Raw genomic sequence first — 21,826 nt, forward strand, 5'->3', positions numbered from 1 at the left:
GCGGTTGGGGGCGCTCCGGGCGCGTGTCACGCTTTGAGACGCCCCTGCTCCACGACCCGGGGACCTCACCGAGGCCTCGAGGGAAGGACGGTCGACGACGATGTCTGCCAGCGCCGAAGAACCCGCCCCGTACGGCACCGGACCCGCCGCCAAACCGGCGCCGGGCCGGAAGGTCCGCGTGCACCACCTGCGTGAGCTCAAGGAACGCGGCGAACCGTGGCCCATGCTCACCGCGTACGACATGTACACCGCAGCGTTGTTCGACGAGGCCGGGATCCCCGTGCTGCTCGTCGGCGACTCCGCGGCCAACAACGTCTTCGGGTACGACACCTCGCTGCCGGTGACGGTCGACGAGCTGCTGCCGCTGGTCCGGGCGGTCACCCGATCGGTCAAACGGGCGCTGGTCGTCGCCGACCTGCCCTTCGGCTCCTACCAGCTCTCGCCGCAGCAGGCGCTCGAGACGTCGGTGCGGTTCATGAAGGAGGGCCGCGCGCACGCCGTGAAGCTCGAAGGTGGGCGTCGGTTCGCCGCGCACGTCGAGGCGCTGACGTCGGCCGGCGTGCCGGTGATGGGCCACATCGGGTTCACCCCGCAGAGTGAACACAACCTCGGTGGTTACCGGGTGCAGGGGCGCGGTGAAGCGGCGGACCTGCTGCTCGCCGACGCGCTGGCGCTGCAGGAGGCCGGGGCGTTCGCGGTGGTGATGGAGATGGTGCCCGCCGAAGCCGCGAAGCGCGTCACGGCGGAGCTGAAGATCCCGACGGTCGGCATCGGCGCCGGCCCGGACTGCGACGCCCAGGTGCTGGTGTGGCAGGACATGGCCGGGCTGCGGCGCGGGAAGGCGCCGCGGTTCGTCAAGCGCTACGCCGACGTCGCGACGGTGCTGCAGGACGCCGCGACGGCGTTCGCGGAGGACGTCCGGCGTGGGGAGTTCCCGGCGCCCGAGCACGCGTTCCACGACTAACCCCGGCTCCGGAACCGCTCGGCGAGCTCCGGGTCGGTCTCCCACCAGAGCCCCGACGTCGACGCGGCGCCCGAAGCAGCCTCCTCGTCCAGCCGGACGTCGATCTCCTTCGCGCGCCGCTCGTCGTCGCGGGCCCACCGGACGAACAGCGCGGCCACGAACGGCAGCCCGGCGACGTCACCGCCGATCCAGAGGACTCCCGCGCCGATGATCTGGTCGGTGCGCGGGTCCGGGCCCCGGCCCGGGTGCGCCGCCGCGTAGTGCGCCGGGGCGAGCAGCGGGCCGAGCCAGAGCACCAGGCCGAGCGCGCCGTCGAAGATCACCTCGGTGAACGCGATCCACACCGAGACCAGGTGCGGGTCCTGCCGGGGTGTCGGGTCGAGCGCGAGCCGCGTCCAGAAGTACGTGAAGCCGGCCAGGACGAGGACCGCCCGGACCAGGCCGTCGACGACCGGCGAGGACAGCGTGAGGTCGTAGAGCGGGGTCAGGTAGAGCACGAGCACCGGCGCGACCAGCGTGAGCGTGACGACCGGCGGGAACGTCAGCGCCCGCGCCACCGGGCCGCGGCCGTGGCGGCGCAGCCAGGGCACGGGCCGGGTGTCCAGCAGGAGCCGGATCGGGGCGCCGAGGGCGAGCAGCAGCGGGGTGACCATCAGCAGCGTCGTGGTCTGGACCGCGCGAACCCAGAAGAACGTCGTGTCGTAGAAGCCCAGCGGCGAGCAGGTGACCAGCACGATGGTCACGAGCCCGCCGAAGAACGCCACCGTGCGCCCCTTCGGCCAGTCGCGGCGGCGGGCGGCGCGCGCGTAGAGCGTGCCGAGGACCAGCACGATGAGAACCGCCGGGGCGTCGAAGGTCAGCGGCACGTCAGACCGCGAAGAAGATCAGGCTGCCGATTCCGGCGACCACGCAGTAAATGGCGAACGGGGTCAAAGTGCGCGTTTCGAAATATCCGGCGAGGAACCGGACGGAAATGTACGAAGCGACCCCGGCGATGACACTCCCGACGAGTGCCGGGCCGAGCGAAGCCTGGTTCTCCGGCGCGAACAGCGTCGGCATCTTCAGCACCCCGGCGGCGAGGATCACCGGTGTGGCGAGGAGGAACGCGAACCGCGCGGCGTCCTCGTGGCCGAGACCCCGGCGCAGCCCGGCGACCATCGTGATGCCCGAGCGGCTGATGCCGGGCAGCAGCGCGAAGATCTGCGCCGCGCCGATCAGCACGGCCTCGCCGACGCGCAGCTTCGCCAGCCGGACGTCGGTCTTCTCCTCGACGCTCACCGCGCGCATGACCAGCGTCTCCTCGGTCGAGAAGTCCACGGTGTCGTCGTCGGCCGCGGGCTTCTTCCGGGAGAACTTCTCGGCGGCGTAAAGGACTCCGCCGTTGAGCGCGAGGAAGACCGCCGCCGGCACCGGCTTGCCGAGGAAGTCGCGCAGCAGCCCCTCGAACAGCAGGCCGGCCAGCCCGACCGGGATGGTGGCGAGCACGAGCAGCCACGCGAGCCGCTGGTCGGGGGTGCGGACCTCCCGGTGGCGGACCGACGTCCAGAGGCCGCCGATGATCCGCACCCAGTCCTTCCGGAAGAACAGCACGAGCGCGAGCGCGGTGGCGACGTGCATCGCCACGAGCACCGCCAGGTAAGGGGAGTCCTTGCCGATGCTCAGGTCCTGCTGCCACTGGCCGCCGAGCCAGGCGGGCAACAGGATGCTGTGGCCGAGACTGGACACCGGAAACAATTCCGACACCCCTTGCAAGGCGCCGACGACAATCGCCTCGACATAGGTCACCGCGGACATTCCGAGCCTTTCCGTGCCACTTTTCGAAGCTTCGACACCGGAACGTACCGGCCCATTCGTTAACACCGGGCAAGGGGCGGGGTCGCACTCAGCGTCCTCTCAGCGCGTGTTCACGTACATGAACTTCAATCATGTCCTTGACTGACGTTCGGGCCTTGGCCTAGCGTTTAGCCCGTCGCCGCCACGACGAAGATTCGAACCCTCGACGAGGAGGACGGGAATGCGTGTGCGGACTGCCTGCCGTTGTGACCACACCGACGGCTTCGTTCCTCCTCGTCCGGACGTCAGCCCTGGCGGCTGACCCACGGACCGGGAGCCCGCTCAGCCCGGCGGCGGGGGCGGGCTCCCGCCTTTTCTTGGTCGTCGTCCCGCTCCTGGCGGCGGGGGTCGGGACGACGACCAGGACCACTCCGGCAGAGTGTCGGGCATGGACGAGCTGTACCCGCCGCTTCCCCCGCGCGCGGAAGGGTTCCTGGACGTCGGCGACGGGCACCGGATCCGGTGCCAGGAGGCCGGCAACCCCGACGGCAAGCCGGTCGTGGTGCTCCACGGCGGGCCCGGCAGCGGGATCGCGCCGATGGCGCGGCGGCACTTCGACCCCCGGGCCTACCGGATCGTCCTGTTCGACCAGCGCGGGTCCGGGCGGTCGACGCCGGACGCGAGCGACCTCACCGCGAACACGTTGTGGCACCTGGTCGCCGACATGGAGGCCCTGCGCGAACGGCTCGGCATCGAGCGCTGGCAGCTCTTCGGCGGCTCGTGGGGCGCGACGCTGGCCCTGGCCTACGCCGAGACACATCCTTCGCGCGTCAGCGAAATCATCCTGCGCGGTGTGTTCACCGTACGGCGGAGCGAGCTCGACTGGATCTACCGCGGCGGCGCGGCGAACCTGTTCCCGCGGGAGTGGGAGGCCTTCCTGGCGCCGCTGCCCGCCGGACGCCGGGACGACCCGCTGGCCGCGTACAGCGAGCTGCTCGCCCACCCGGAAGAAGAAGTCCGGCATCGCGCGGCGATCGCGTGGAGCACCTGGGAAGGCGCGACGGTTTCGGTGCAGCCGCAGGAGACCTTTGTGCAGCAGTATGCCGATCCGGCGTTCGCGCTGACCTTCGCGCGGCTCGCCGTCCACTACTTCAGCCACGGCGCCTGGCTCGAAGACGGCCAGCTGATCCGCGACGCGGGCAAGCTCGCGGACATTCCGGGGGTGATCGTGCAGGGCCGGTACGACACGGTCTGCCCGCCGGTGACGGCGTACGAGCTGCACCGGGCGTGGCCGGGTTCGGAGCTGAAGCTGCTCGAGGGCGCCGGGCACGCCGTGACCGACCCCGGTGTGCTGGCCGCCCTGCGCGCGGCGACGGACTCATTCCGCGAGTAGCGACCCAGAACAGGAGCTGGGTGGTCATCCCGGAGCCTGCCCGTCCGGCGAGGACATCGTTCCGCTTCCCTTTCACAGCTGGAGGTTGCTGCCGCTCAGAGCCGACCACCGGAAGCTGTGTCGCCGGACAGCCGCTGCGCCAGGTACACCGGCACCGTCGACACCACGATCAGGACCGCCGCGACCACGTTCACGATCGGCGCCTGGTTGGGCCGGAACAGGTTGTTGTAGATCCAGATCGGCAGCGTCTCCATGCCCGTGCCCAGGGTGAACGTCGTCACGATGATCTCGTCGAACGACAGCGCGAACGCCAGCAGCCCGCCGGCCAGCAGCGCCGATCGCAGCATCGGGAACGTCACCAGGCGGAACGTGGTGAACCCGGTCGCGCCGAGGTCCATCGACGCCTCTTCCAGGTTCCCGCCCATCCGGCGCAGCCGCGCGACGACGTTGTTGAACACCACCACGATGCAGAACGTCGCGTGCGCGATGATCGCCGTCAGCAGGCCGAGGTCGACGCCGAGGATCGTCCGGAACGCGTTGTTCAGCGCGATGCCCGTGACGATCCCCGGCAGCGCGATCGGCAGGATGATCAGCAGCGACACCGGGTTCCGGCCGAAGAACCGGTAGCGCTGCAACGCGAACGCGGCCATCGTGCCGAGCACCAGCGCGATCACCGTCGCCGCGAGACCGGCTTCGACGCTCGTCCACAGCGCGTTCAGCGCCCCCTCGTTCGACGTGGCGCGGCTCCACCACTCCAGCGTGAAGCTCGACGGCGGGAAGCCGAACGTCGTGTCCGCGTTGAAGGAGTTGAGCAGCACCACCAGCAACGGGAAGTAGATCACCGCCAGGCCGAGCCCCAAGGCCGTCCACAGCACCACGCGGGAGGTACGCACGGAAGCTCCTAGAGGTTGTCGAGCGCGCCGGTGCGGCGCACCGCGGCCAGGTACACGAGCATGATCACGACCGGCACCGTCGCCACCGTCGCCGCGAACGGCAGGTTGTTCGCCGCACCGATGTTGTCGTAGACGACGTTGCCGAGCATCTGGGACGTGCCGCCGACGATCTTCACCGCGATGTAGTCGCCCAGGGACAACGAGAACGTGAAGATCGAGCCCGCCACGATCGCCGGGAACGTCAGCGGCAGGATCACCGACCGGAACGTCCTCAGTGAGCGAGCGCCCAGATCGCCGGAAGCGTCCACTAGCGAGTCCGGCAGCCGGTCGAGGCCCGCGTAGATCGGCAGGATCATGTACGGCAGCCAGAGGTAGGACAGCGTGATGATCGTGGCCGTGACGCCGTAACCGGGCGAAAGCCAGCTCAGGGCGCCGTTGCCGGACAGCATCGACCGCCACGCGTACGCCTTCACCAGGTAGCTCGCCCACAGCGGCGTCATCACCGCGATCACCAGGATCCGCTGCGCCCGCGGCGACGCCAGCTTGGCCATCGCGAACGCCATCGGGAACGCGATGACCGCGTCGATCACCGTCACCAGCGCCGCGATCCCGACCGTGCGGAAGGTGATCGTGCGGTAGACCGCGTCGCTGAACAGCGTCTTGAAGTTGTCCAGCGACCACTCGATGACGACCTGGCCGGTGAACGCGTCCGTGTGCCAGAACGCCGTGACGAACAACGCGGCCAGCGCGCCCAGGTAGGCCAGGCCGAGCCAGAGCAGCGGTGCCGAGAGCAGGAAACCCAGGCGCAGCTTGGGTTTCCGGTAGAAGAAGGCCGATACGGCGGTCATGTCAGCCCTTGATCTCGGTCCACGCCTTGGTCCACTCGCCGTAGTCCTTGCACTTGACGTCCGTGCGGCCGTCGAGGCACTGCGGGATCGGCGTGGTCCAGTACGCGATCTTCGACGCGTAGGCCGAGTCGCTGGCGTGGTAGGTGTCGCAGAGCGTCTTGTCCGTCATCTCCGCGCACGCCTTCGTGTTCGCCGGGGCCTCACCGAAGTACTCGGCGACCTGGGCGTTCACCTTCGGGCTGATGATGTAGTCGAGCCACTTGTAGGCACACGTCTTGTGCGGCGACTTCGCCGCGACCATCCAGGTGTCCGACCACCCGGTCGCGCCTTCGCTCGGCACGGCCGACTCCAGCGCCGCGCCCTCGCCCTTGGTCAGGTTGACCGTGACCTGCCAGGCGGTGCCGACGACGGCGTCGCCGTTCTTCAGCGCCTGGGACTCCTTGAGGTAGTCCGACCAGTACTCGCTCACCAGCGGCCGCTGCTGCTTGAGCAGGTTCACCGCGGCGGTGAACTGCTTGTCGTCGAGCGCGTACGGGTTCTTGATGCCGAGGTCCGGCTGGTGCGCCATCAGGTACAGCGCGGCGTCGGCGATGTAGATCGGCGAGTCGTAGGCGATCACCTTGCCCTTGTACGGCGAGTTCGCGTCGAACATCACCGACCACGACGTCGGCGCCGGTGTCACCTTGTCGGTGCGCCAGGTCAGCAGGTTCGCGCCCCAGCCGTGTGGGATCCCATAGGCGACGTTGCCGACGCTGTTCCAGGACTTGTCCTTGAGGAACGGCTGGACATCGGCGTAGTTCGGCACGAGCGTGGTGTTCACCGGCTCGACGTCGCCCGAAGCGACCAGCCGCAGCGACGCGTCCCCGGACGCCGAAACGACGTCGTACTGCCCGGTCTTCATCAGCGTGACGGCCTCGTCGGAGGTCCCGAACGGCTTGACGTTCACCTTGCAGCCGGTCTGCTGCTCGAACGGCGTGACCCAGTTGACCTTCGGGTCGTTGGAGCCGTTCTCCGCGTACCCCGGCCAGGCCAGCACGTTCAGCGCGCCCTCCGGCTGGCCGAGCGCCTTCAGCGCCTCCAGCTTCGGCGGGGTGAACCCCTGCGCGCCGGGCGGCGCGGACGAACTCGTGCCCGACGTGCCACATGCAGCCAACAGCAGGCTGGCGCCGAGGAGGCCGGCAAGCCGCGTCTTCCTGTTCTTCATGGCAAACCCTTCACTGACCGGGAACCTGGAAACTGTGTTCGGTGCGCCAGCTCAGCCGGACGCGGCCGTCCACCAGAGCGCCGTCGGTGTTCTGCCGGACGACCGAGAGCTGTCCCCCGGCGTCGAGCGCGACGGCGTACCGCACGGTCGCCCCGGCGTAGACGACGTCGGTGATCGTGCCGGTCGCGCTGGTGTCGCCCGGGGCGGCGGGTTCGGACAGCTCGCCGTCGATGCGGATCTTCTCCGGCCGGATGCTGAACAGGCCCGGCCGGCCGATCACGGACTCGGCGCCGCGCCCGCCCAGCAGGTTCGACGTGCCGACGAACCCGGCGACAAACGCGCTCGCGGGCCGTTCGTAGACCTCTTCCGGCGTCCCGACCTGCTCGATCTTCCCGTCGTTGAACACGGCGATGCGGTCGCTCATGGTGAGCGCCTCGTCCTGGTCGTGGGTGACGAAGACGAACGTGATGCCGACGTCGCGCTGGATCTGCTTGAGCTCCAGCTGCATCGCCAGCCGCAGCTTGAGGTCGAGCGCGCCGAGCGGCTCGTCGAGCAGCAGCACCTTGGGCCGGTTCACCAGCGCCCGGGCGAGCGCGACGCGCTGACGCTGGCCGCCGGAGAGCTGCGCGGGCTTGCGCGAGCCGTAGTCGTCCAGCCGCACGGTCTTGAGCGCTTCGAGAGCGCGCTCCCGGCGTTGCTGCTTCGGGACGCGCTTGACCTTCAGGCCGTACTCGACGTTCTGCTGCACGCTCATGTGCGGGAACAGCGCGTAGTCCTGGAACACCGTGTTGACGTCCCGCTCGAACGGCGCCAGCGTGCTGACGTCGCGGCCTTCGAGCTCGATCGTGCCGTCGGTGGGCAGCTCGAAGCCGGCGATCAGGCGCAGCACCGTCGTCTTGCCGGAGCCGGACGGGCCGAGCATGGAGAAGAACTCGCCGGGCGGGATGTCGAGGTCGACGCCGTCGACCGCGTGGACGTCACCGAAGTGCTTGCGCAGCCCGGAAAGCCGGATCGCCGGCCCGTCGGTCTCGTTCGGCGGCGCGGAGTCTTCCCGCGTCTCGGTGGGTGCTTGGTTGGGCATCGCCAGCCTCACAGTGCGCTCATGACGTGCTTGACGCGGGTGTAGTCCTCCAGCCCGTACAGCGAGAGGTCCTTGCCGTACCCGGACTTCTTGAAGCCGCCGTGCGGCATTTCGGCGACCAGCGGGATGTGGGTGTTGATCCAGACGCAGCCGAAGTCGAGCTTCGCCGCGAGGCGCATCGCGCGCTGGTGGTCGCGGGTCCAGACCGAGGACGCGAGGCCGTACTGGACGGCGTTCGCGGACTTCAGCGCGTCGGCCTCGTCGCTGAACCGCTGGACGGTGATGACCGGGCCGAAGATCTCGTTCTGGCTCAGCTCGTCGTCCTGCCGGAGCCCGGAGACGACGGTGGCCTCGTAGAAGTAGCCCTCGTCGCCGGCGCGGTGGCCTCCACAGTGGACGGTCGCGTGCTCCGGGAGCCGGTCGATGAAGCCGGAGACCTTCGCCAGCTGGGCCGCGTTGTTGAGCGGGCCGTACGCGACGTCTTCGTCGTCCGGCTTGCCCGTCTTGGTGTTCTCCGCCTGCCGGGCGAGCGCCGCGACGAACGTGTCGTGCACCTCGTCGGCGACCAGCACCCGGGTGGCGGCCGTGCAGTCCTGGCCCGCATTGAAGTAGCCCGCGACGGCGATGGCCTCGGCGGCGGCGTCGAGGTCGGCGTCCTCGAAGACGATGACCGGCGCCTTGCCGCCCAGCTCCAGGTGCACGCGCTTGACGTCGTTCGCGGCGGACTTGGCGACCTCGATGCCGGCCCGGACCGAACCGGTGATCGACACCATCGCCGGGATGTCGTGCTCGACCAGCGCCCGGCCGGTGTCGCGGTCGCCGCACACGACGTTGAACACGCCCGGCGGCAGGAACTCGCCGGCGATCTCGGCCAGCAGCAGCGTCGACGCCGGGGTGGTGTCCGACGGCTTGAGCACGATGGTGTTGCCGGCCGCGAGCGCGGGCGCGATCTTCCAGATGGCCATCAGCAGCGGGTAGTTCCACGGCGTGACCTGCGCGCAGACGCCGACGGGCTCGCGGCGCACGAACGACGTGTGGCCTTCCATGTACTCGCCGGCCGAACGGCCTTCGAGCACGCGCGCGGCCCCGGCGAAGAAGCGGACCTGGTCCAGGACCATCGGGATCTCTTCGGACATCGTCAGCGCGATCGGCTTGCCGGTGTTCGCCGACTCGACCCGCACGACCTCGTCGGCGCGGGCTTCGAGCGCGTCGGCGATCCTCAGCAGCGCGAGCTGGCGCTGGGCCGGGGTCGTCGTCCGCCAGGTCTCGAACGCGGTCGCGGCGACCTGCAGCGCGTTGTCGACGTCGTCGGGCCCGGCGATCGGCGCGGTGCAGTAGGGGCGCCCGGTGACCGGGTCGACGATCTCCGCCGTCCGGCCCGACTTGGACTCGACGTACGCCCCGCCGACGTAGTGCTTCAGCTCCTGCACGAGTGACTCCTCGGGTTCGCGAGAGCTAAAACATATGAGTTCATATGTAATAGGACAAGAGGATCAGGCAAGATTGGTGCGAACGGGTACCTCCACCGGCGAAGGGTCACGATGCGCAAGGGCATGTCGCACAGCGCGCGGTCCGCCATGTTCGCGCCGCTCGGCCAGGTCGGGCGGGCGGAAGCGGTGGCGGCCCGGCTGGTCGACGCCATCACGCTGGGCCTGCTCGCGGACGAGGAGCAGCTGCCCAGTGAGGCCGACCTGGCCGCACAGTTCGGCGTCTCGACCGTGACGGTCCGGGAAGCGCTCGTGGCGGTGCGGCAGCAGGGCCTGGTCGAGACACGGCGAGGGCGCAGCGGCGGCAGCTTCGTCCGCGCGCCGGCCAATCCGCCGTCCGACGCGTGGCGTTCGCGGCTGCGCGAGGTGTCCCTTTCGGACCTGCGGGACGTCGGTGACCACTACCTGGCGATCGCCGGAGCGGCCGCCAAGCTCGCCGCCGAGCGCAGCTCCCCCGAAGACGTCGACCGGTTGCGGCTGGCCACCGACGACCTCCGCACCGCCCGGGGCATCGACTTCACCCGGGCGGAGCGGCAGTTCCACCTGGAGGTCGCGGCGGCGGCGCAGTCCCCGCGGCTGACACACGAAGAGGTCCACCTGCAGGCCGAGCTCGGCGGGCTGCTGTGGCTGCCGCTCGGGACCCATCCGTACGAGGAGCACACGGCGATCACCGCGGCGATCGCGTCCGCCGACGGCGACCTGGCCCGCAAGCTCACCGAGGAGCACCTGCTGGGCGCGCTCGACCGGCTCGCGGACGTGCACCTCGACCTGCTCGCCCCCTAAACTCCGCCTTACTCCGCGCATCGAGGTGAGCACCGTGAACGACACCCGCACGCTGGCCGGCGACGAGGTCGTCGAGCAGGTCTCGGCGTTGGTGGAAGGGGTCTTCGAGCGGCTGAAGCCCCTGCTGGCGGCGGCCGAGTCGGTCCTGGCCGACGCCCCTTCCGCGGCCGCGCTGCACCGGATCCGCCCGCAGGTCACCGAGGCCCTCGGCGGCCTGATCATCGGCGCGGGGTTCGTCAGCGCGCCGCGGGTGCTGACGGACTCGGAGTTCGGCTTCGAGTGGTGGACCGCGAGTTCCCCGCCGTCGCAGCTGTTCATCAGCCTGGACCCGGGCAGCGAGAACTTCCTCGACTACACCCGCCAGTCGTGGTTCACGGTCCCGCGCGACACCGGGCGCCGGCACATCAACGGCCCGTACGTCGACTACCTCTGCACCGACGAGTACACGCTGACGTTCACGATTCCCGTCTCCCGCGGAGGTTCCTTCGCGGGAGTCGTGGGCGCGGACGTGTACGTGCGCGAGTTCGAGCGCGCGGTGCGGCCGCGGCTGCGTTCACTGGGCCGGGGCGCGGCACTGCTGAACGCGCAGGGCCGGGTGATCGTATCCAACAGCGTCCGGCAGCCGACCGGCTCGCTGGTGCGCGAGGTGGACGTCCCGGCGTGGTGGTCGGCGGGCGCGGAGCCGAGCCCGGTCCTGCGCCGCTGCGGCGACTCGCCGATCGTGCTCGCCCTTTAGGTCTGCAACGCCACCCAGAGTTCCGCGCGGACGCCAGGCGAGTCAAGGTCCCGGCCCAGCAGCTCCCCCGCCTTCGTGATGCGGTTCCGCAGCGTGTGCCGGTGGACGCCCAGGCGCGCGGCGGCGACGTCCCAGTGGCCGTGGTGCTCCAGCCAGCAGCGCAGTGAGCCGACCAGGTCGCCGCGGCCGGTCTTGTCGTGCTCCCGCAACGGCGCCAGCAAGCCGCGCGCAAACGCTTGCGCCACCGTGGGCTCGATCAGCGACAGCAGGCCGCGGCCCGTGTGTTCCGCCGCCGACACCAGGGCCTTGTCCTCCGCCATCGCGGCCCGAGCCGCCAGCTCGGCCTGCTCCAGCCCGGCCGCGAAGTCCGTTGTGGACACCGGTCCGGCCAGCCCGCCGTGCAGGCCGCCGATCCGCGCCGCCGCCTCCGCCGCCGGGTCGGCGGGGCCGATCGCGACCACCGACGAGCCGCGCCGCGCGGCGAACAGCGGCTCGTTTTCCAGCGCCCCGAGCAGCTTGCGCCGTGCGGCGGGCGCGCCGGCGAACACCAGCACCGACCACGGTGCGCGCGGCGGCGCACCGCCGGTCTCGGCCAGCACCCGCAGCACGAGCTCGGCCTGGCCGGCCACCAGCAGCTCCAGCAGCCCGGACCGCAGCGCCTGCCGCGCGGCCGCCTGGGCGCGATCCTGTTCCAGCGCCAGGGAAAGCACCGAGACGGCCGTGTTGACGATGTGCCGCCCCGCGGTGTCGAGCGACGCCCCGACGGCGAGCACCCGGCGCGCGCTGGTGTCGAGGGTCTGCAGCACGACTTCCTGACCGTCGAGTGCCACAACCCGCGTGCCCGTGCGAAGTCGCTCCAGCTCATCGCGCAGCGAAGCGCCGTACGCGCGAGCACTCGCCGGAGCCGCTTCGGTGACTGTGGTGCGGTCGAAGAGCAGCACCCAGCCGTCGACGAGCTTCGCCAGCTTCCGCAGCACCCCCGCCGGGCCGCCCTTGCCGACCGCCGTGCGAGTCAGCTCCTGCTGGGCCTTCCCGATCCGGACCGTCGTCGCGTACTCGTCGGCCGCCACCGCGCGGGAGACCGCGCGCGTGATCGCGATGAACGGCGTCTCGCGCGGCACCTCCAGCACCGGCAGCCCCACCTCGGCGGCCGCCTCGACCAGCGCGGGCGGGACCTCGTCGTGGCTCAGCCCGACGCCGAAACCGAGCCCGGCCACGCCCGCGCCGACCAGCCGCCGCACGTAGGCCGGCGAGGTGTCCTCGTCGAGGGCCAGCCCGGTCGTCAGCAGCAGCTCGCCGCCTTCGAGGAACGCCTGCGGGTCGGTCAGCTCGGTCGGGTGCACCCAGCCGATCGGCCGGTCGAGGAGAGCGTCGCCGGTCAGGACACGCAGGCCGAGCGGGCGGTCGGCGGCCAGGCCGCGCAGCGTGAGTGCCATAACGGCTAATTCTACGTGCCTTCTTGTACGGATCGGCCAGCTGACGGTCGCCCGGTGACCGCTCATCCTGGGGACGACCACCCACCCGCGTCCGCAGGAGCACGCCGTGACCGCAAGCACCACCGCCGAGCCGCAGGCCCCGGCGCCCCGGCAGCGCAGGCTGCGCACCGAGATCCCCGGCCCCGTCTCGCGCGAGCTGCAGGAACGCCGCGCGAACGCCGTCGCCGCGGGCGTCAGCTCGGTGCTGCCCGTCTACGTCACCTCGGCCAGCGGCGGGCTGCTCACCGACGCCGACGGCAACGTCCTGATCGACTTCGGCTCCGGCATCGCGGTGACGAACGTCGGGCACTCGGCGCCCGCGGTCGTCGACCGCGTCCGCAAGCAGGCGTGCTGGTTCACCCACACCTGTTTCATGGTCACGCCGTACGAGGGCTACGTCGAGGTCTGCGAGGCGCTGGCCGAGCTGACGCCGGGTGACCACGCGAAGAAGTCGGTGCTGTTCAACTCCGGCGCCGAAGCCGTCGAGAACGCCGTGAAGATCGCGCGCGTCGCGACCGGACGTCAGGCCGTCGTCGTCTTCGACCACGCCTACCACGGCCGCACCAACCTCACGATGGGCATGACCGCGAAGTCGGTGCCCTACAAGCACGGGTTCGGCCCGTTCGCGCCCGAGGTCTACCGCGTGCCCGGCTCGTACCCGTACCGCGACGGGCTTTCCGGCGCCGACGCGGCTGCGCTGGCCATCGACCGGATCGAGAAGCAGATCGGCGGTGACCAGGTGGCCGCGGTCGTCCTGGAGCCGATCCAGGGTGAGGGCGGGTTCATCGAGCCCGCGCGCGGCTTCCTGCCCGCGATCGCGGCGTGGTGCCGCGCGAACGGCGTCGTGTACGTCGCCGACGAGGTCCAGACGGGCTTCTGCCGCACCGGGTCCTGGTTCGCGTCCACCGACGAGGACGTCGTCCCCGACCTGATCGCGACGGCCAAGGGCATCGCGGGCGGGCTGCCGCTGTCCGCGGTCACCGGCCGCGCTTCCTTGCTCGACGCGGTGGGTCCGGGCGGGCTCGGCGGCACGTACGGCGGCAACCCGATCGCGTGCGCGGCCGCGCTCGGCTCGATCGAGACCATGCGTGCCGAAGACCTCGCCGCGTCGGCGAAGCGCGTCGAAGGGGTTGTCCTGCCCCGGCTGCGGGCACTGGCTGCCGCGACCGGCGTGATCGGGGACGTCCGCGGGCGCGGCGCGATGCTGGCCGCGGAGTTCGTCAAGCCCGGCACTTCGGAACCCGACGCCGACCTCACCAAGCGCGTCGCGGCGGCCTGCCACCGGGCCGGCGTGGTGGTGCTGACCTGCGGCACCTACGGCAACGTCGTCCGGCTGCTGCCGCCGCTGTCCCTGTCCACCGACCTGCTCGACGAGGGCCTCTCGGTCCTCGAGCACGCTGTCCGCACGGAGGCTCACGCATGACTTTCCCCTTCTGGGTCGCCGGCAAGCCGGTGACCGGCGGCACCACGGCCGACGTCCGCCACTCCTTCGACGGCTCACTCGCCGGCTCCCACTTCGTCCCGTCCACTTCGGACGTCGAGGCGGCGGTGCAGGCCGCGCACGACGTCCGGGACGAGTTCGCGACGCTGCCCGCGCACGTCCGCGCCGGGGCGTTGGACCACGTGTCCCGAGCTTTGGGTGAGCGGTCCGAAGAGATCGCCGCGCTGATCACGGCCGAGTCCGGCAAGCCACTCAAGTGGGCGCGCGGCGAGGTCGGCCGCGCGGTTTCGACGTTCCGCTGGGCCGCCGAGGAGGCCCGCCGCTTCTCCGGCGACCTGCAGCGCCTCGACACCGACCCGGGCGGCACCGGGCGGCTGGCGCTGGTCCGGCGGGTGCCGCGCGGGCCGGTGCTGGGCATCACGCCGTTCAACTTCCCGCTGAACCTGGTGGCGCACAAGGTGGCCCCGGCGATCGCCGTCGGCGCGCCGATCGTGCTCAAGCCCGCGCCCGCGACGCCGCTGACGGCGTTGCTGCTGGGCGAAATCCTGGCTGAGACCGATCTTCCGGCGGGCTCGTGGTCGATCCTGCCGGTGGACAACGAGACGTCGTCCCGGCTGGTCGAGGACCCGCGGCTGCCGGTGGTGTCGTTCACCGGCTCGGTCCCGGTCGGCTGGGCGATCCGCGACCGCGTCCCGCGCAAGCACGTGGCCCTGGAGCTGGGCGGCAACGGCGCGGTCCTCGTCTGTCCCGATTGGACGGACCTCGACTTCGCGGCGCAGCGGATCGCGACGTTCGCGATGTACCAGGCCGGGCAGTCGTGCATTTCGGTGCAGCGGGTGTACGTGCACACGGACGTGTACGACGCCTTGGTCGAAAAGGTGCTTTCGCAGGTCGGTCTGCTGCGCACGGGCGACCCGCGCGCGGAGGGCGTCGACGTCGGCCCGCTGATCAACGAGGCCGCGGCTTCCCGGGTCTCGTCGTGGGTCGCGGACGCGGTCTCCGCGGGCGGCCGCCTGCTGGCGGGCGGCGGGCGTTCGGGGGCTTCTTTCGAGCCGACGGTGCTGGCGGACGTCCCGGAGGACGCGGCGGTGATGGCCGAGGAGGTGTTCGGGCCGGTGGTTTCCCTGGTCCGGGTGGAGTCGGTGGCCGAGGGGGTTTCGCGGATCAACGCGTCGCGGTTCGGTTTGCAGGCGGGCGTGTTCACGCGCGACCTGCCGACGGCGTTCGAGGTGTCGGCGGCATTGCAGGTCGGCGGGGTTCTGGTGGGTGACGTGCCGAGCTTCCGCGCGGACCAGATGCCTTACGGCGGGGTCAAGGACTCGGGCGTCGGCCGCGAGGGCCCGGCGTCGGCGATGGCGGACTTCACCGAGGAGCGGGTAACGGTTTTGACCGGCCTGACGCTCTGAAACCGTTCGCTCTCCGCCCGGTCCCGGCGTAGGTTCGGGCCGGGCAGGAGGGCTCATGACGCTCGCACGCAAGGGATCGCGCCGCACCGGGCGGCCACGGCCAGACAACTGGCTCCACCACCTCGCGACGGAACCGGCCCTCCCGGCCGAAGTCGCCGAAGGGATCCGCGCCGCGCTGGCCCGCGGTTTCGACTTCACAGCCCCGGCCAGCGCCTCCGTCAACGCCGCGTGGGCCTCGACCAGCGACGGCCCGTAACGGTTTTGACCGGCCTGACGCTGTAAGCGGGTGTGAGACCGCTGATCCTCCTTGACGTGGACGGCCCGCTGAGCCCGTGGGCCGCGCCGCGCCACGCGAAGCCCGCCGGCTACGTGGAGCACCAGCTGCGGATCTCGCGCTGGAGCCGGCGCCGGCAACGGATCTGGCTGAACCCGGCGCACGGCCCGGCGCTGCTCGCCCTGGCCGGTTCCGCGAACGCGGAACTGGCCTGGGCGACGAGCTGGGAGGACCGGGCGAACACCCAGGTGGGCCCGGCCATCGGCCTGCCGCCGCTGCCGGTGGTCCAGTTCGCCGGGCAGCTCGAGGCCCGGCCCGCCGGCTGGAAGTTCGGCCCGGTGGCCCGGTTCGCGGCCGGGCGCCCGCTGGCCTGGTTCGACGACGACTTCGACCTCTTCCCGGCCGCCCGGCGGTCTTTCCTCGACCGCCGCCGTGACCTGCCGACCGAGCTGATCGCCGTCGACCCACACACCGGCCTCGCCGTCGAGCACTTCGACGCGCTCGAGGCCTGGGTGCGCGACCTAAAGCTCTGACAGCGCTTCCGTCAACGCGGCGTGGGCCTCGACCAGCGAAGGCCCGTACCAGGTGAGGTGACGCCCCGAGACCAGGACATACCGCTCGTCCGGGAAGTGCTCCGGGCCGTCCTCCTCGGTGAACAGGTACGGCTCGTCCGGCAGCACCAGCAGATCCGCATCCGCCGCGAAGTGCGCCCGCAGCTCCTCGACGTCCGGCCGCGGGTACCGCTCCTCCGACGCCGCGTAGACGTTCGCCACGCCCACCCGGCGCAGAACGTCGCCGCCGAAGGTCTCGCGGCCCAGGACTATCCATGGCTTGCGCCACACCGGCACCACCGCGTGGCACCGCGTCGGCCGGACCTCGCGCCAGAGCTCCTCGGCCTCGACCAGCCACTCCGGCTCCTCGAGCTCGTACGCCTGCGTCAGGATCCGCCGCAGCGAGCCCAGCGCGGCCGGGACCGTGGCCGCCGCGGCCATCACCCAGACCGGGATCCCGTTGGCGCGCAGGCGTTCCACGTCCTCCGGGCGGTTCTCCTCGGAGTTGGCCAGCACGAGGTCGGGCGCCAGGTCCAGCACGTCGTCGAGCTTCGGGTACTTCGACCCGCCCACTCGCGGGACGTCCAAAGTGGACGGATGCGTGCAGTAGTCGGTGGCGCCGGCGAGCCGTCCGGGTGCGCTCACCTCGACCGCTTCGGTCAGCGACGGCACCAGAGAAACCACGTGCGAAGCCGGGCCGCGCACCGGCACCGGCTCCCCGAGATCGTCGACGAGGTTCATGCGCGTTCGAACGACACCTTCCGCTTCTCGACGTCGACCGCGGTCAGCCGGACCCCGATCCGCTCCCCCGCCGTCAGCTTCTCGCCCGCGCACTTCGCCATCACCGTCGGGTCTTCGACGAGGATCTCCGCCTTGTTCTCGTCCGCGCGCAGCACCACCGCGCTGAACTCGCCGCCGACGTGCTCGGCGAGCACCCACGCCTCGACCTGGTCGATGCACGCCCGCTCGACCTTCGCGGCGAGCGTGTCCGACGCGCTCATGCGCTCCGGGACGTCCGCGAGCGCCGCCCGCACCCACTCCGGGACCTCACGCCCGGCCGAGACGGCGAGGCAGATCTCGGTGGCGAACCGGTCGACCAGCCGCCGGATCGGCGCCGTGACGTGCGCATATGCGCCGCCGATCCCCGCGTGTGTGGTCAGCGCGGGCAGCCCGCCGTCGAACGCGGTGTACCCCGCGCCGCGCAGCAGCCGGGTCGTGTCCGCGTAGATCGCCATCGCCGCCGGCTGCCGGGGATCCAGCCGGGACAGGAACTCCGAGACGGTGTCCGCGGCCGGCCACGCGATGCCGACCGCCTCGGCCGAGCGGCGCAGCCAGTCGACGGCCTCGGGCTCCGGGTCGGGCAGCGTGCGCAGGACGCCGACCCGCGCGTCGATCATGATCCGCGCCGCGGCCATCCCGGTGAGCAGCGAAATCTCGGCGTTCCAGGCGTCGACGGCGGTGCGCGGACGGCGCGCGAGCACCCAGCCGCCGTCCGGGTCGCCGCTGATCTCCTGCTCCGGCAGCTGCAGCTCGACCGCGCCGCGGCGGACGGCCAGCTCGCGCCGCCGCCGTCCCAGCTCGGGCAGCGCCGCCACCGACGGGTGCGGGTTTCCCGTGTCGAGCGCCGCCTGCACCGTCTCGTAGTCGAACTGCTCGGTGGACCGGACCAGCGCGCGGCGGACGCGGGTGGCCGTCGGCTCGCCGGACTCGTCGGTCTCGATGGTCCAGAGCACCGCGGGCCGGATCTCGCCCGGCAGCAGGCTCGCCGCGCCTTCCGACAGCACCGGCGGGTGCAGCGGGACGTTGCCGTCGGGCAGGTAGAGCGTCTGCCCGCGGCGGCGCGCCTCCCGGTCCAGCGCGCCGCCGGGCGGCACGAACGCGGCCAGGTCGGCGATCGCGTAGTGCACCCGGAAGCCGTGCGCGGTCCGCTCGACGACCACGGCCTGGTCGAGGTCCTTGGACCCGGGCGGGTCGATGGTGACGAACGGCAGGTCGGTCGCGTCCTCGCGGGGGCCGGCACTCGCGAGCGGGTCGAGCACCGCCGCCTCCGCCTCGGCCAGCACCTCGGGCCCGAACGACTCCGGCAGCGCGAACTCGGCACGCAGGGGGCCGAAGTCCCCGCCCGCCGAATGTGTCCTGATCACGAGGGGAGGCACCCCCCAACCCTAACCCCGGAAGGGCCCTGTGATCGCCCGATCGGGCTTGGGCCGGTCGGGTGTACGTTGCCCATAATGAAAACCGTCTTCATGACCATCAAGGGAGCCGAGAAGTGAAGATCGCGTTCGTCGGCAAGGGCGGCAGCGGCAAGACGACGCTGTCGTCGCTGTTCGTCGCGTACCTCGCCGACGCCGGTGCGCCGGTGCTGGCCATCGACGCCGACATCAACCAGCACCTCGCGGTGGCGCTCGGCGCGACCGAGGAGGAAGCGCTCGCCTGGCCGACGCTCGGCGACAACATGGCCCTGATCAAGGACTACCTGCGCGGCGACAACCCGCGGATCCCGGACGCGGCGTCGATGATCAAGACGACTCCGCCGGGCCGGGGTTCCCGGCTGGTGCGGCCGTTCGAGGACAACCCGGTCTTCTCGGCGTGTTTCCGGCAGCTGGGCGGCGTCCGGCTCGGCGTCACCGGGCAGTTCGACGAGGACGACCTGGGTGTGAAGTGTTACCACTCGAAGGTCGGCGCGGCGGAGCTGCTGCTGAACCACCTGGTCGACGTCGACGGCGAGTACGTCGTGATGGACATGACCGCGGGCGCGGACGCGTTCGCGTCGGGGCTGTTCACGCGGTTCGACGTGACGTTCCTGGTGTGCGAGCCGACGGTCCGCAGCGTCGGCGTGTACCGCCAGTACGCGGACTACGCCCGCGACTTCGGCGTGCGGCTCGTCGTCGTCGGCAACAAGGTCACCGACGACGAGGACGTCGAGTTCCTCGAGGAGCAGGTGGGTCCGGCCCTGCTGGGCTGGCTGTCGGCGTCGGGACACGTGCGCGCGGCCGAGCGCGGCACGACCCGGCCGATCGACGAGCTCGAGCCCGGCAACCTCGCCACGCTGGCCACGATGCGAGCGGCGGTGGACGCGGAGCAGCGCGACTGGGCGCGTTACCAGCGCCAGGCGGTGGAGTTCCACCTGCGCAACGCGACGGCGTGGGCCGGTGCCGACCTCGTCTCGCAGGTGGACCCCGAGTTCGTCCTCGGTCCGCAGCTGGCGGTCTAGTCGTCTTCGGCGTCGGCTTGCCGGGTCCGTTCCCTGGCGATTTCGAGGGCCCGCCGGGCGGTGGCCTCATCGGGGTACGGGCCGAGCAGGTCGACGCCGCGGCTGCGTTCGAGGTGCTCGACCTGGTGCGTGCGGGTGTTGTAGTACCACCCCTGGTCCGGGTTCGGGTCGTTGGCCATGAGATCAAGCCTGGCACCCGACGGCCCGGCTGTCAGCGTGAGTCACCGCTTGTAGCGGTAGGGGATTTCGGTCGGCTGCCCGGTAGGCCCGAAGTCCGGCGGCTCTTCGGGGTCGGCGGGCTGGTCGGTGAACTCGTCGAACCAGCCGCGTTGGTTGCCGCGGGGAGGGGTTTCGGGTTCCTGGCGGGAGGGTTGGGGCAGCGGGGTGTCCCGGCCGGGGAAGACGGGGGTGGCGTTCGGGCCGGGCGTCGGTGGCATCGTGCCGGGGCCTGGGAAGACCGGGCGCGCGGGGGCGGCGTGGCGGGCTGGGAACGGCTGGGGGGTGGATTCGGGGCCGGGGAAGACGGGTTTTGGAGGGCGGGGGGCCTGGTTGGGTGCGGCGGGGGCCGGGTTGGCCGGCGCGGCGGCCGGGTTGGGTGACGCGGCGGCCGGGTTGGTTACTGCGGGACCTGGGTTGGTTGCCGCTGGACCCGGGTTAGTGGCCGCGGGGGCGGGGCCGGCCGGCGCGGGAATCGGGTTGGCCGCCGTGGGGCCGGAGTGGGTTGCCGCCGGGGCGGGGTTGGTCGGCGCAGGGCCCGGGATGGGTGCCGCAGGGCCCGAATTGATCGCGGCGGGGCCGGGGTTCGTCGGCGCGGGGCTCGAATTGGTCGGCGCCAGACCTGGGTTGGTCGCCGCAGCGCCCGGATTGGTGACCGTGGGGCCGGAGTCGGTCGGCGTGGGGCCTGGAGCCGGGTCGCTGCTGGAGGTCGGGCTCGCGGCGGGGACCTGGCCGGGCGGCAGCGACTGGACGTTCGGGGCCGGACCTGAGCCGGGTGCCTGAGCGTTGCCTGGGACCGGACCAGCGGGCGGGATCACGGTCGCGCCGGGACCCGAGCTGGTCGACGCGAGGCCAGGGTTGGGTGCGGCGGGACCTGGGTTGGTCGCCGCTGGGCCCGAATTGGTCGGCGCCGGGCCGGAGTCGGTCGATGTGGGGCCTGGAGCCGGGTCGCTGCTGGAGGTCGGGCCCGCAGCGGGGCCCTGGCCGGGCGGCAGCGACTGGGAGGTCGGGGCCGGACCTGAGCCGGGTGCCGGAGCGTTGCCCGGGACCGGACCGGCGGGCGGATTCTGGGCCGCTCCGGGGCTGGGAGCCAGATCGGCGCCCGATACCGGGGCCGGCGGGGTGGGTGGCACCGATTGGAAAGTCGGGGCTGGACCAGCGGCTGGGGGCGGAGTGGTGTCCGGAGCCGGGCCGGAGCCGGGAGCCTGACCGGCCGGGCCGCTGGGTGGGGCCGAGTGAAGGTTCGGGACTGGATCCGAGCCGGGCATCGGGCCGGTGGGCGGCGCTGGACTGTTCGGGACCTGACCGGCGCCTGGCGCCGGTCCCGCAGACGGCGCCGGTGGGAAGTTCGGGACCGGACCTGAGCCGGGCACCGAAGCGTCGCCCGAGGCCGAAGTGGCGGGCGGGGCGGAATGAGCGCTCGAGTCGGGAGCAAGGCCAGTGCCGGGAGCTCCGGTAGCCGGGCCCCACGGCGGCTGCAAACCGCCGACCGCAGGCTGCTGCGGCTGAGGCGCGATGGGCGCCAGCGGCGGCGGTGCGCTGGGCGGAATCGGCGAGGAGTCAGCAGCCAGCTCGGCGCCGGCGAGCGGTGCCGGCTGCGCATCGGCAGGCCGCTGCGCCTCATCGGGCGGCATCGACCGGGAGGCGGCAGGCAGCTCAGCACCGATGGGCGGCGCATCGGCAGGCGACTGCACATCGGGCGACACCGCCCCGGAGGCGGCAGACGGCTCAGCGCCAGTGGGCGGCGCCGGCCGCACATCGGCAGGCCGCTGTGCCTCATCGGGCGGCAGCGACCACGAGGCTGCGGGCAGCTCAGCGTCAGGGAGCGGAGCCGGCGGCGGATCGGCAGGCCGCTGCGGCTCATCGGGCGGCACCGACTGGGAGGCGGCAGGCAGCTCAGCACCGATGGGCGGCGCATCGGCAGGCGACTGCACATCGGGCGACACCGCCCCGGAGGCTTCAGGCAGCTCAGCGCCAGTGGGCGGCGCCGGCCGCACATCGGCAGGCCGCTGCGGCTCATCGGGCGGCACCGGCCGGGAGGCGGCAGGCAGCTCAGCGCCAGTGGTTGGCGCATCGGCAGGCGACTG

At 71.9% G+C, this 21,826-nt stretch carries 21 protein-coding genes; 9 read left to right on the top strand and 12 right to left on the bottom strand.

Annotation, left to right across the window (positions count from 1 at the left end):
• Positions 1-100: 100 nt before the first annotated feature.
• Positions 101-964, top strand: a complete 864-nt coding sequence (gene panB / locus ACZ63E_RS09170; RefSeq protein ID WP_465335539.1) for a 3-methyl-2-oxobutanoate hydroxymethyltransferase — start codon at positions 101-103, stop codon at positions 962-964.
• Here panB and ACZ63E_RS09175 read toward each other — a convergent pair.
• Both ACZ63E_RS09175 and ACZ63E_RS09180 read right to left on the bottom strand, forming a co-directional pair.
• A complete protein-coding gene (locus tag ACZ63E_RS09175; RefSeq protein ID WP_465335540.1) occupies positions 961-1,830 on the bottom strand; it encodes a cytochrome c oxidase assembly protein in 870 nt (289 codons plus the stop codon). The genes panB and ACZ63E_RS09175 overlap by 4 nt on opposite strands.
• Before the next feature lies 1 nt (position 1,831).
• A complete protein-coding gene (locus ACZ63E_RS09180; protein WP_465335541.1) occupies positions 1,832-2,758 on the bottom strand; it encodes an undecaprenyl-diphosphate phosphatase in 927 nt (308 codons plus the stop codon).
• Between the two features lie 427 nt (positions 2,759-3,185).
• On the opposite strand from ACZ63E_RS09180, the gene pip reads away from it, so the two are divergent.
• The gene (gene pip, locus ACZ63E_RS09185; RefSeq protein WP_465335542.1) at positions 3,186-4,130 is read left to right on the top strand and encodes a prolyl aminopeptidase; all 945 of its coding nucleotides are present in this window, start codon (positions 3,186-3,188) and stop codon (positions 4,128-4,130) included.
• 95 nt (positions 4,131-4,225) lie between these two features.
• Here the strand turns inward: pip and ACZ63E_RS09190 are convergent, their stop codons facing one another.
• The 5 genes from ACZ63E_RS09190 to ACZ63E_RS09210 are packed head-to-tail and all read right to left on the bottom strand — an operon-like array spanning position 4,226 to position 9,586.
• On the bottom strand, positions 4,226-5,023 hold the full coding sequence (locus tag ACZ63E_RS09190; protein ID WP_465335543.1) for an ABC transporter permease: 798 nt from the start codon (positions 5,021-5,023) through the stop codon (positions 4,226-4,228).
• An 8-nt stretch (positions 5,024-5,031) separates the two neighbouring features.
• Positions 5,032-5,871, bottom strand: coding sequence for an ABC transporter permease (locus tag ACZ63E_RS09195; protein WP_465335544.1), 840 nt, complete (start codon positions 5,869-5,871; stop codon positions 5,032-5,034).
• A gap of 1 nt (position 5,872) precedes the next feature.
• Entirely contained in the window at positions 5,873-7,075 is a 1,203-nt protein-coding gene (locus ACZ63E_RS09200; protein ID WP_465335545.1) for an ABC transporter substrate-binding protein, read from the bottom strand.
• A gap of 10 nt (positions 7,076-7,085) precedes the next feature.
• Entirely contained in the window at positions 7,086-8,156 is a 1,071-nt protein-coding gene (locus ACZ63E_RS09205; RefSeq protein ID WP_465335546.1) for an ABC transporter ATP-binding protein, read from the bottom strand.
• An 8-nt stretch (positions 8,157-8,164) separates the two neighbouring features.
• Complete coding sequence (locus ACZ63E_RS09210) at positions 8,165-9,586, bottom strand: gamma-aminobutyraldehyde dehydrogenase (protein ID WP_465335547.1); 1,422 nt, start codon at positions 9,584-9,586, stop codon at positions 8,165-8,167.
• A 111-nt stretch (positions 9,587-9,697) separates the two neighbouring features.
• On the opposite strand from ACZ63E_RS09210, the gene ACZ63E_RS09215 reads away from it, so the two are divergent.
• Both ACZ63E_RS09215 and ACZ63E_RS09220 read left to right on the top strand, forming a co-directional pair.
• A complete protein-coding gene (locus ACZ63E_RS09215) occupies positions 9,698-10,426 on the top strand; it encodes a FadR/GntR family transcriptional regulator (protein WP_465335548.1) in 729 nt (242 codons plus the stop codon).
• A gap of 34 nt (positions 10,427-10,460) precedes the next feature.
• Positions 10,461-11,162, top strand: coding sequence for a cache domain-containing protein (locus ACZ63E_RS09220; protein WP_465335549.1), 702 nt, complete (start codon positions 10,461-10,463; stop codon positions 11,160-11,162).
• On the opposite strand, the gene ACZ63E_RS09225 is transcribed toward ACZ63E_RS09220, so the two are convergent.
• Positions 11,159-12,598 (bottom strand): PucR family transcriptional regulator, encoded by a 1,440-nt coding sequence (locus ACZ63E_RS09225; protein ID WP_465335550.1) that lies wholly within the window; start codon positions 12,596-12,598, stop codon positions 11,159-11,161. The two genes, ACZ63E_RS09220 and ACZ63E_RS09225, sit on opposite strands and share 4 nt — an antisense overlap.
• 106 nt (positions 12,599-12,704) lie before the next feature.
• On the opposite strand from ACZ63E_RS09225, the gene gabT reads away from it, so the two are divergent.
• The 4 genes from gabT to ACZ63E_RS09245 are packed head-to-tail and all read left to right on the top strand — an operon-like array spanning position 12,705 to position 16,291.
• Entirely contained in the window at positions 12,705-14,060 is a 1,356-nt protein-coding gene (gene gabT / locus ACZ63E_RS09230; protein WP_465335551.1) for a 4-aminobutyrate--2-oxoglutarate transaminase, read from the top strand.
• Positions 14,057-15,484, top strand: coding sequence for an aldehyde dehydrogenase family protein (locus ACZ63E_RS09235; protein WP_465335552.1), 1,428 nt, complete (start codon positions 14,057-14,059; stop codon positions 15,482-15,484). The genes gabT and ACZ63E_RS09235 overlap by 4 nt, the downstream gene beginning before the upstream one ends.
• A 55-nt stretch (positions 15,485-15,539) precedes the next feature.
• Positions 15,540-15,740, top strand: coding sequence for a hypothetical protein (locus tag ACZ63E_RS09240; RefSeq protein WP_465335553.1), 201 nt, complete (start codon positions 15,540-15,542; stop codon positions 15,738-15,740).
• A gap of 56 nt (positions 15,741-15,796) precedes the next feature.
• Positions 15,797-16,291: an HAD domain-containing protein gene (locus tag ACZ63E_RS09245; RefSeq protein ID WP_465335554.1), complete on the top strand. Its 495-nt coding sequence runs from the start codon at positions 15,797-15,799 to the stop codon at positions 16,289-16,291.
• On the opposite strand, the gene ACZ63E_RS09250 is transcribed toward ACZ63E_RS09245, so the two are convergent.
• Positions 16,280-17,050 (bottom strand): helical backbone metal receptor, encoded by a 771-nt coding sequence (locus ACZ63E_RS09250; protein ID WP_465335555.1) that lies wholly within the window; start codon positions 17,048-17,050, stop codon positions 16,280-16,282. The genes ACZ63E_RS09245 and ACZ63E_RS09250 overlap by 12 nt on opposite strands.
• Positions 17,047-18,453 carry an RNB domain-containing ribonuclease gene (locus ACZ63E_RS09255; protein WP_465336085.1) on the bottom strand — a complete coding sequence of 469 codons (1,407 nt, stop codon included), beginning with the start codon at positions 18,451-18,453 and terminating at the stop codon, positions 17,047-17,049. The genes ACZ63E_RS09250 and ACZ63E_RS09255 overlap by 4 nt, the downstream gene beginning before the upstream one ends.
• Before the next feature lie 125 nt (positions 18,454-18,578).
• On the opposite strand from ACZ63E_RS09255, the gene ACZ63E_RS09260 reads away from it, so the two are divergent.
• On the top strand, positions 18,579-19,523 hold the full coding sequence (locus tag ACZ63E_RS09260; protein WP_465335556.1) for an ATP-binding protein: 945 nt from the start codon (positions 18,579-18,581) through the stop codon (positions 19,521-19,523).
• On the opposite strand, the gene ACZ63E_RS09265 is transcribed toward ACZ63E_RS09260, so the two are convergent.
• The gene (locus tag ACZ63E_RS09265; RefSeq protein WP_465302866.1) at positions 19,520-19,702 is read right to left on the bottom strand and encodes a hypothetical protein; all 183 of its coding nucleotides are present in this window, start codon (positions 19,700-19,702) and stop codon (positions 19,520-19,522) included. The genes ACZ63E_RS09260 and ACZ63E_RS09265 overlap by 4 nt on opposite strands.
• Positions 19,703-19,744: 42 nt before the next feature.
• A complete protein-coding gene (locus ACZ63E_RS09270) occupies positions 19,745-19,960 on the bottom strand; it encodes a hypothetical protein (protein WP_465302868.1) in 216 nt (71 codons plus the stop codon).
• Positions 19,961-21,826 lie beyond the last annotated feature (1,866 nt).

Source organism: Amycolatopsis sp. NPDC104819 (genome assembly GCF_055583145.1).

Bases quoted from the DNA above. Each gene is read 5' to 3' on its own strand.
- panB (WP_465335539.1), top strand. From the start codon at position 101: ATGTCTGCCAGCGCCGAAGAACCCGCCCCGTACGGCACCGGACCCGCC.
- ACZ63E_RS09180 (WP_465335541.1), bottom strand. From the start codon at position 2,758: ATGTCCGCGGTGACCTATGTCGAGGCGATTGTCGTCGGCGCCTTGCAA.
- pip (WP_465335542.1), top strand. From the start codon at position 3,186: ATGGACGAGCTGTACCCGCCGCTTCCCCCGCGCGCGGAAGGGTTCCTG.
- ACZ63E_RS09195 (WP_465335544.1), bottom strand. From the start codon at position 5,871: ATGACCGCCGTATCGGCCTTCTTCTACCGGAAACCCAAGCTGCGCCTG.
- ACZ63E_RS09200 (WP_465335545.1), bottom strand. From the start codon at position 7,075: ATGAAGAACAGGAAGACGCGGCTTGCCGGCCTCCTCGGCGCCAGCCTG.
- ACZ63E_RS09205 (WP_465335546.1), bottom strand. From the start codon at position 8,156: ATGCCCAACCAAGCACCCACCGAGACGCGGGAAGACTCCGCGCCGCCG.
- ACZ63E_RS09215 (WP_465335548.1), top strand. From the start codon at position 9,698: ATGCGCAAGGGCATGTCGCACAGCGCGCGGTCCGCCATGTTCGCGCCG.
- ACZ63E_RS09225 (WP_465335550.1), bottom strand. From the start codon at position 12,598: ATGGCACTCACGCTGCGCGGCCTGGCCGCCGACCGCCCGCTCGGCCTG.
- ACZ63E_RS09235 (WP_465335552.1), top strand. From the start codon at position 14,057: ATGACTTTCCCCTTCTGGGTCGCCGGCAAGCCGGTGACCGGCGGCACC.
- ACZ63E_RS09240 (WP_465335553.1), top strand. From the start codon at position 15,540: ATGACGCTCGCACGCAAGGGATCGCGCCGCACCGGGCGGCCACGGCCA.
- ACZ63E_RS09250 (WP_465335555.1), bottom strand. From the start codon at position 17,050: ATGAACCTCGTCGACGATCTCGGGGAGCCGGTGCCGGTGCGCGGCCCG.
- ACZ63E_RS09265 (WP_465302866.1), bottom strand. From the start codon at position 19,702: ATGGCCAACGACCCGAACCCGGACCAGGGGTGGTACTACAACACCCGC.
- ACZ63E_RS09270 (WP_465302868.1), bottom strand. From the start codon at position 19,960: ATGCCACCGACGCCCGGCCCGAACGCCACCCCCGTCTTCCCCGGCCGG.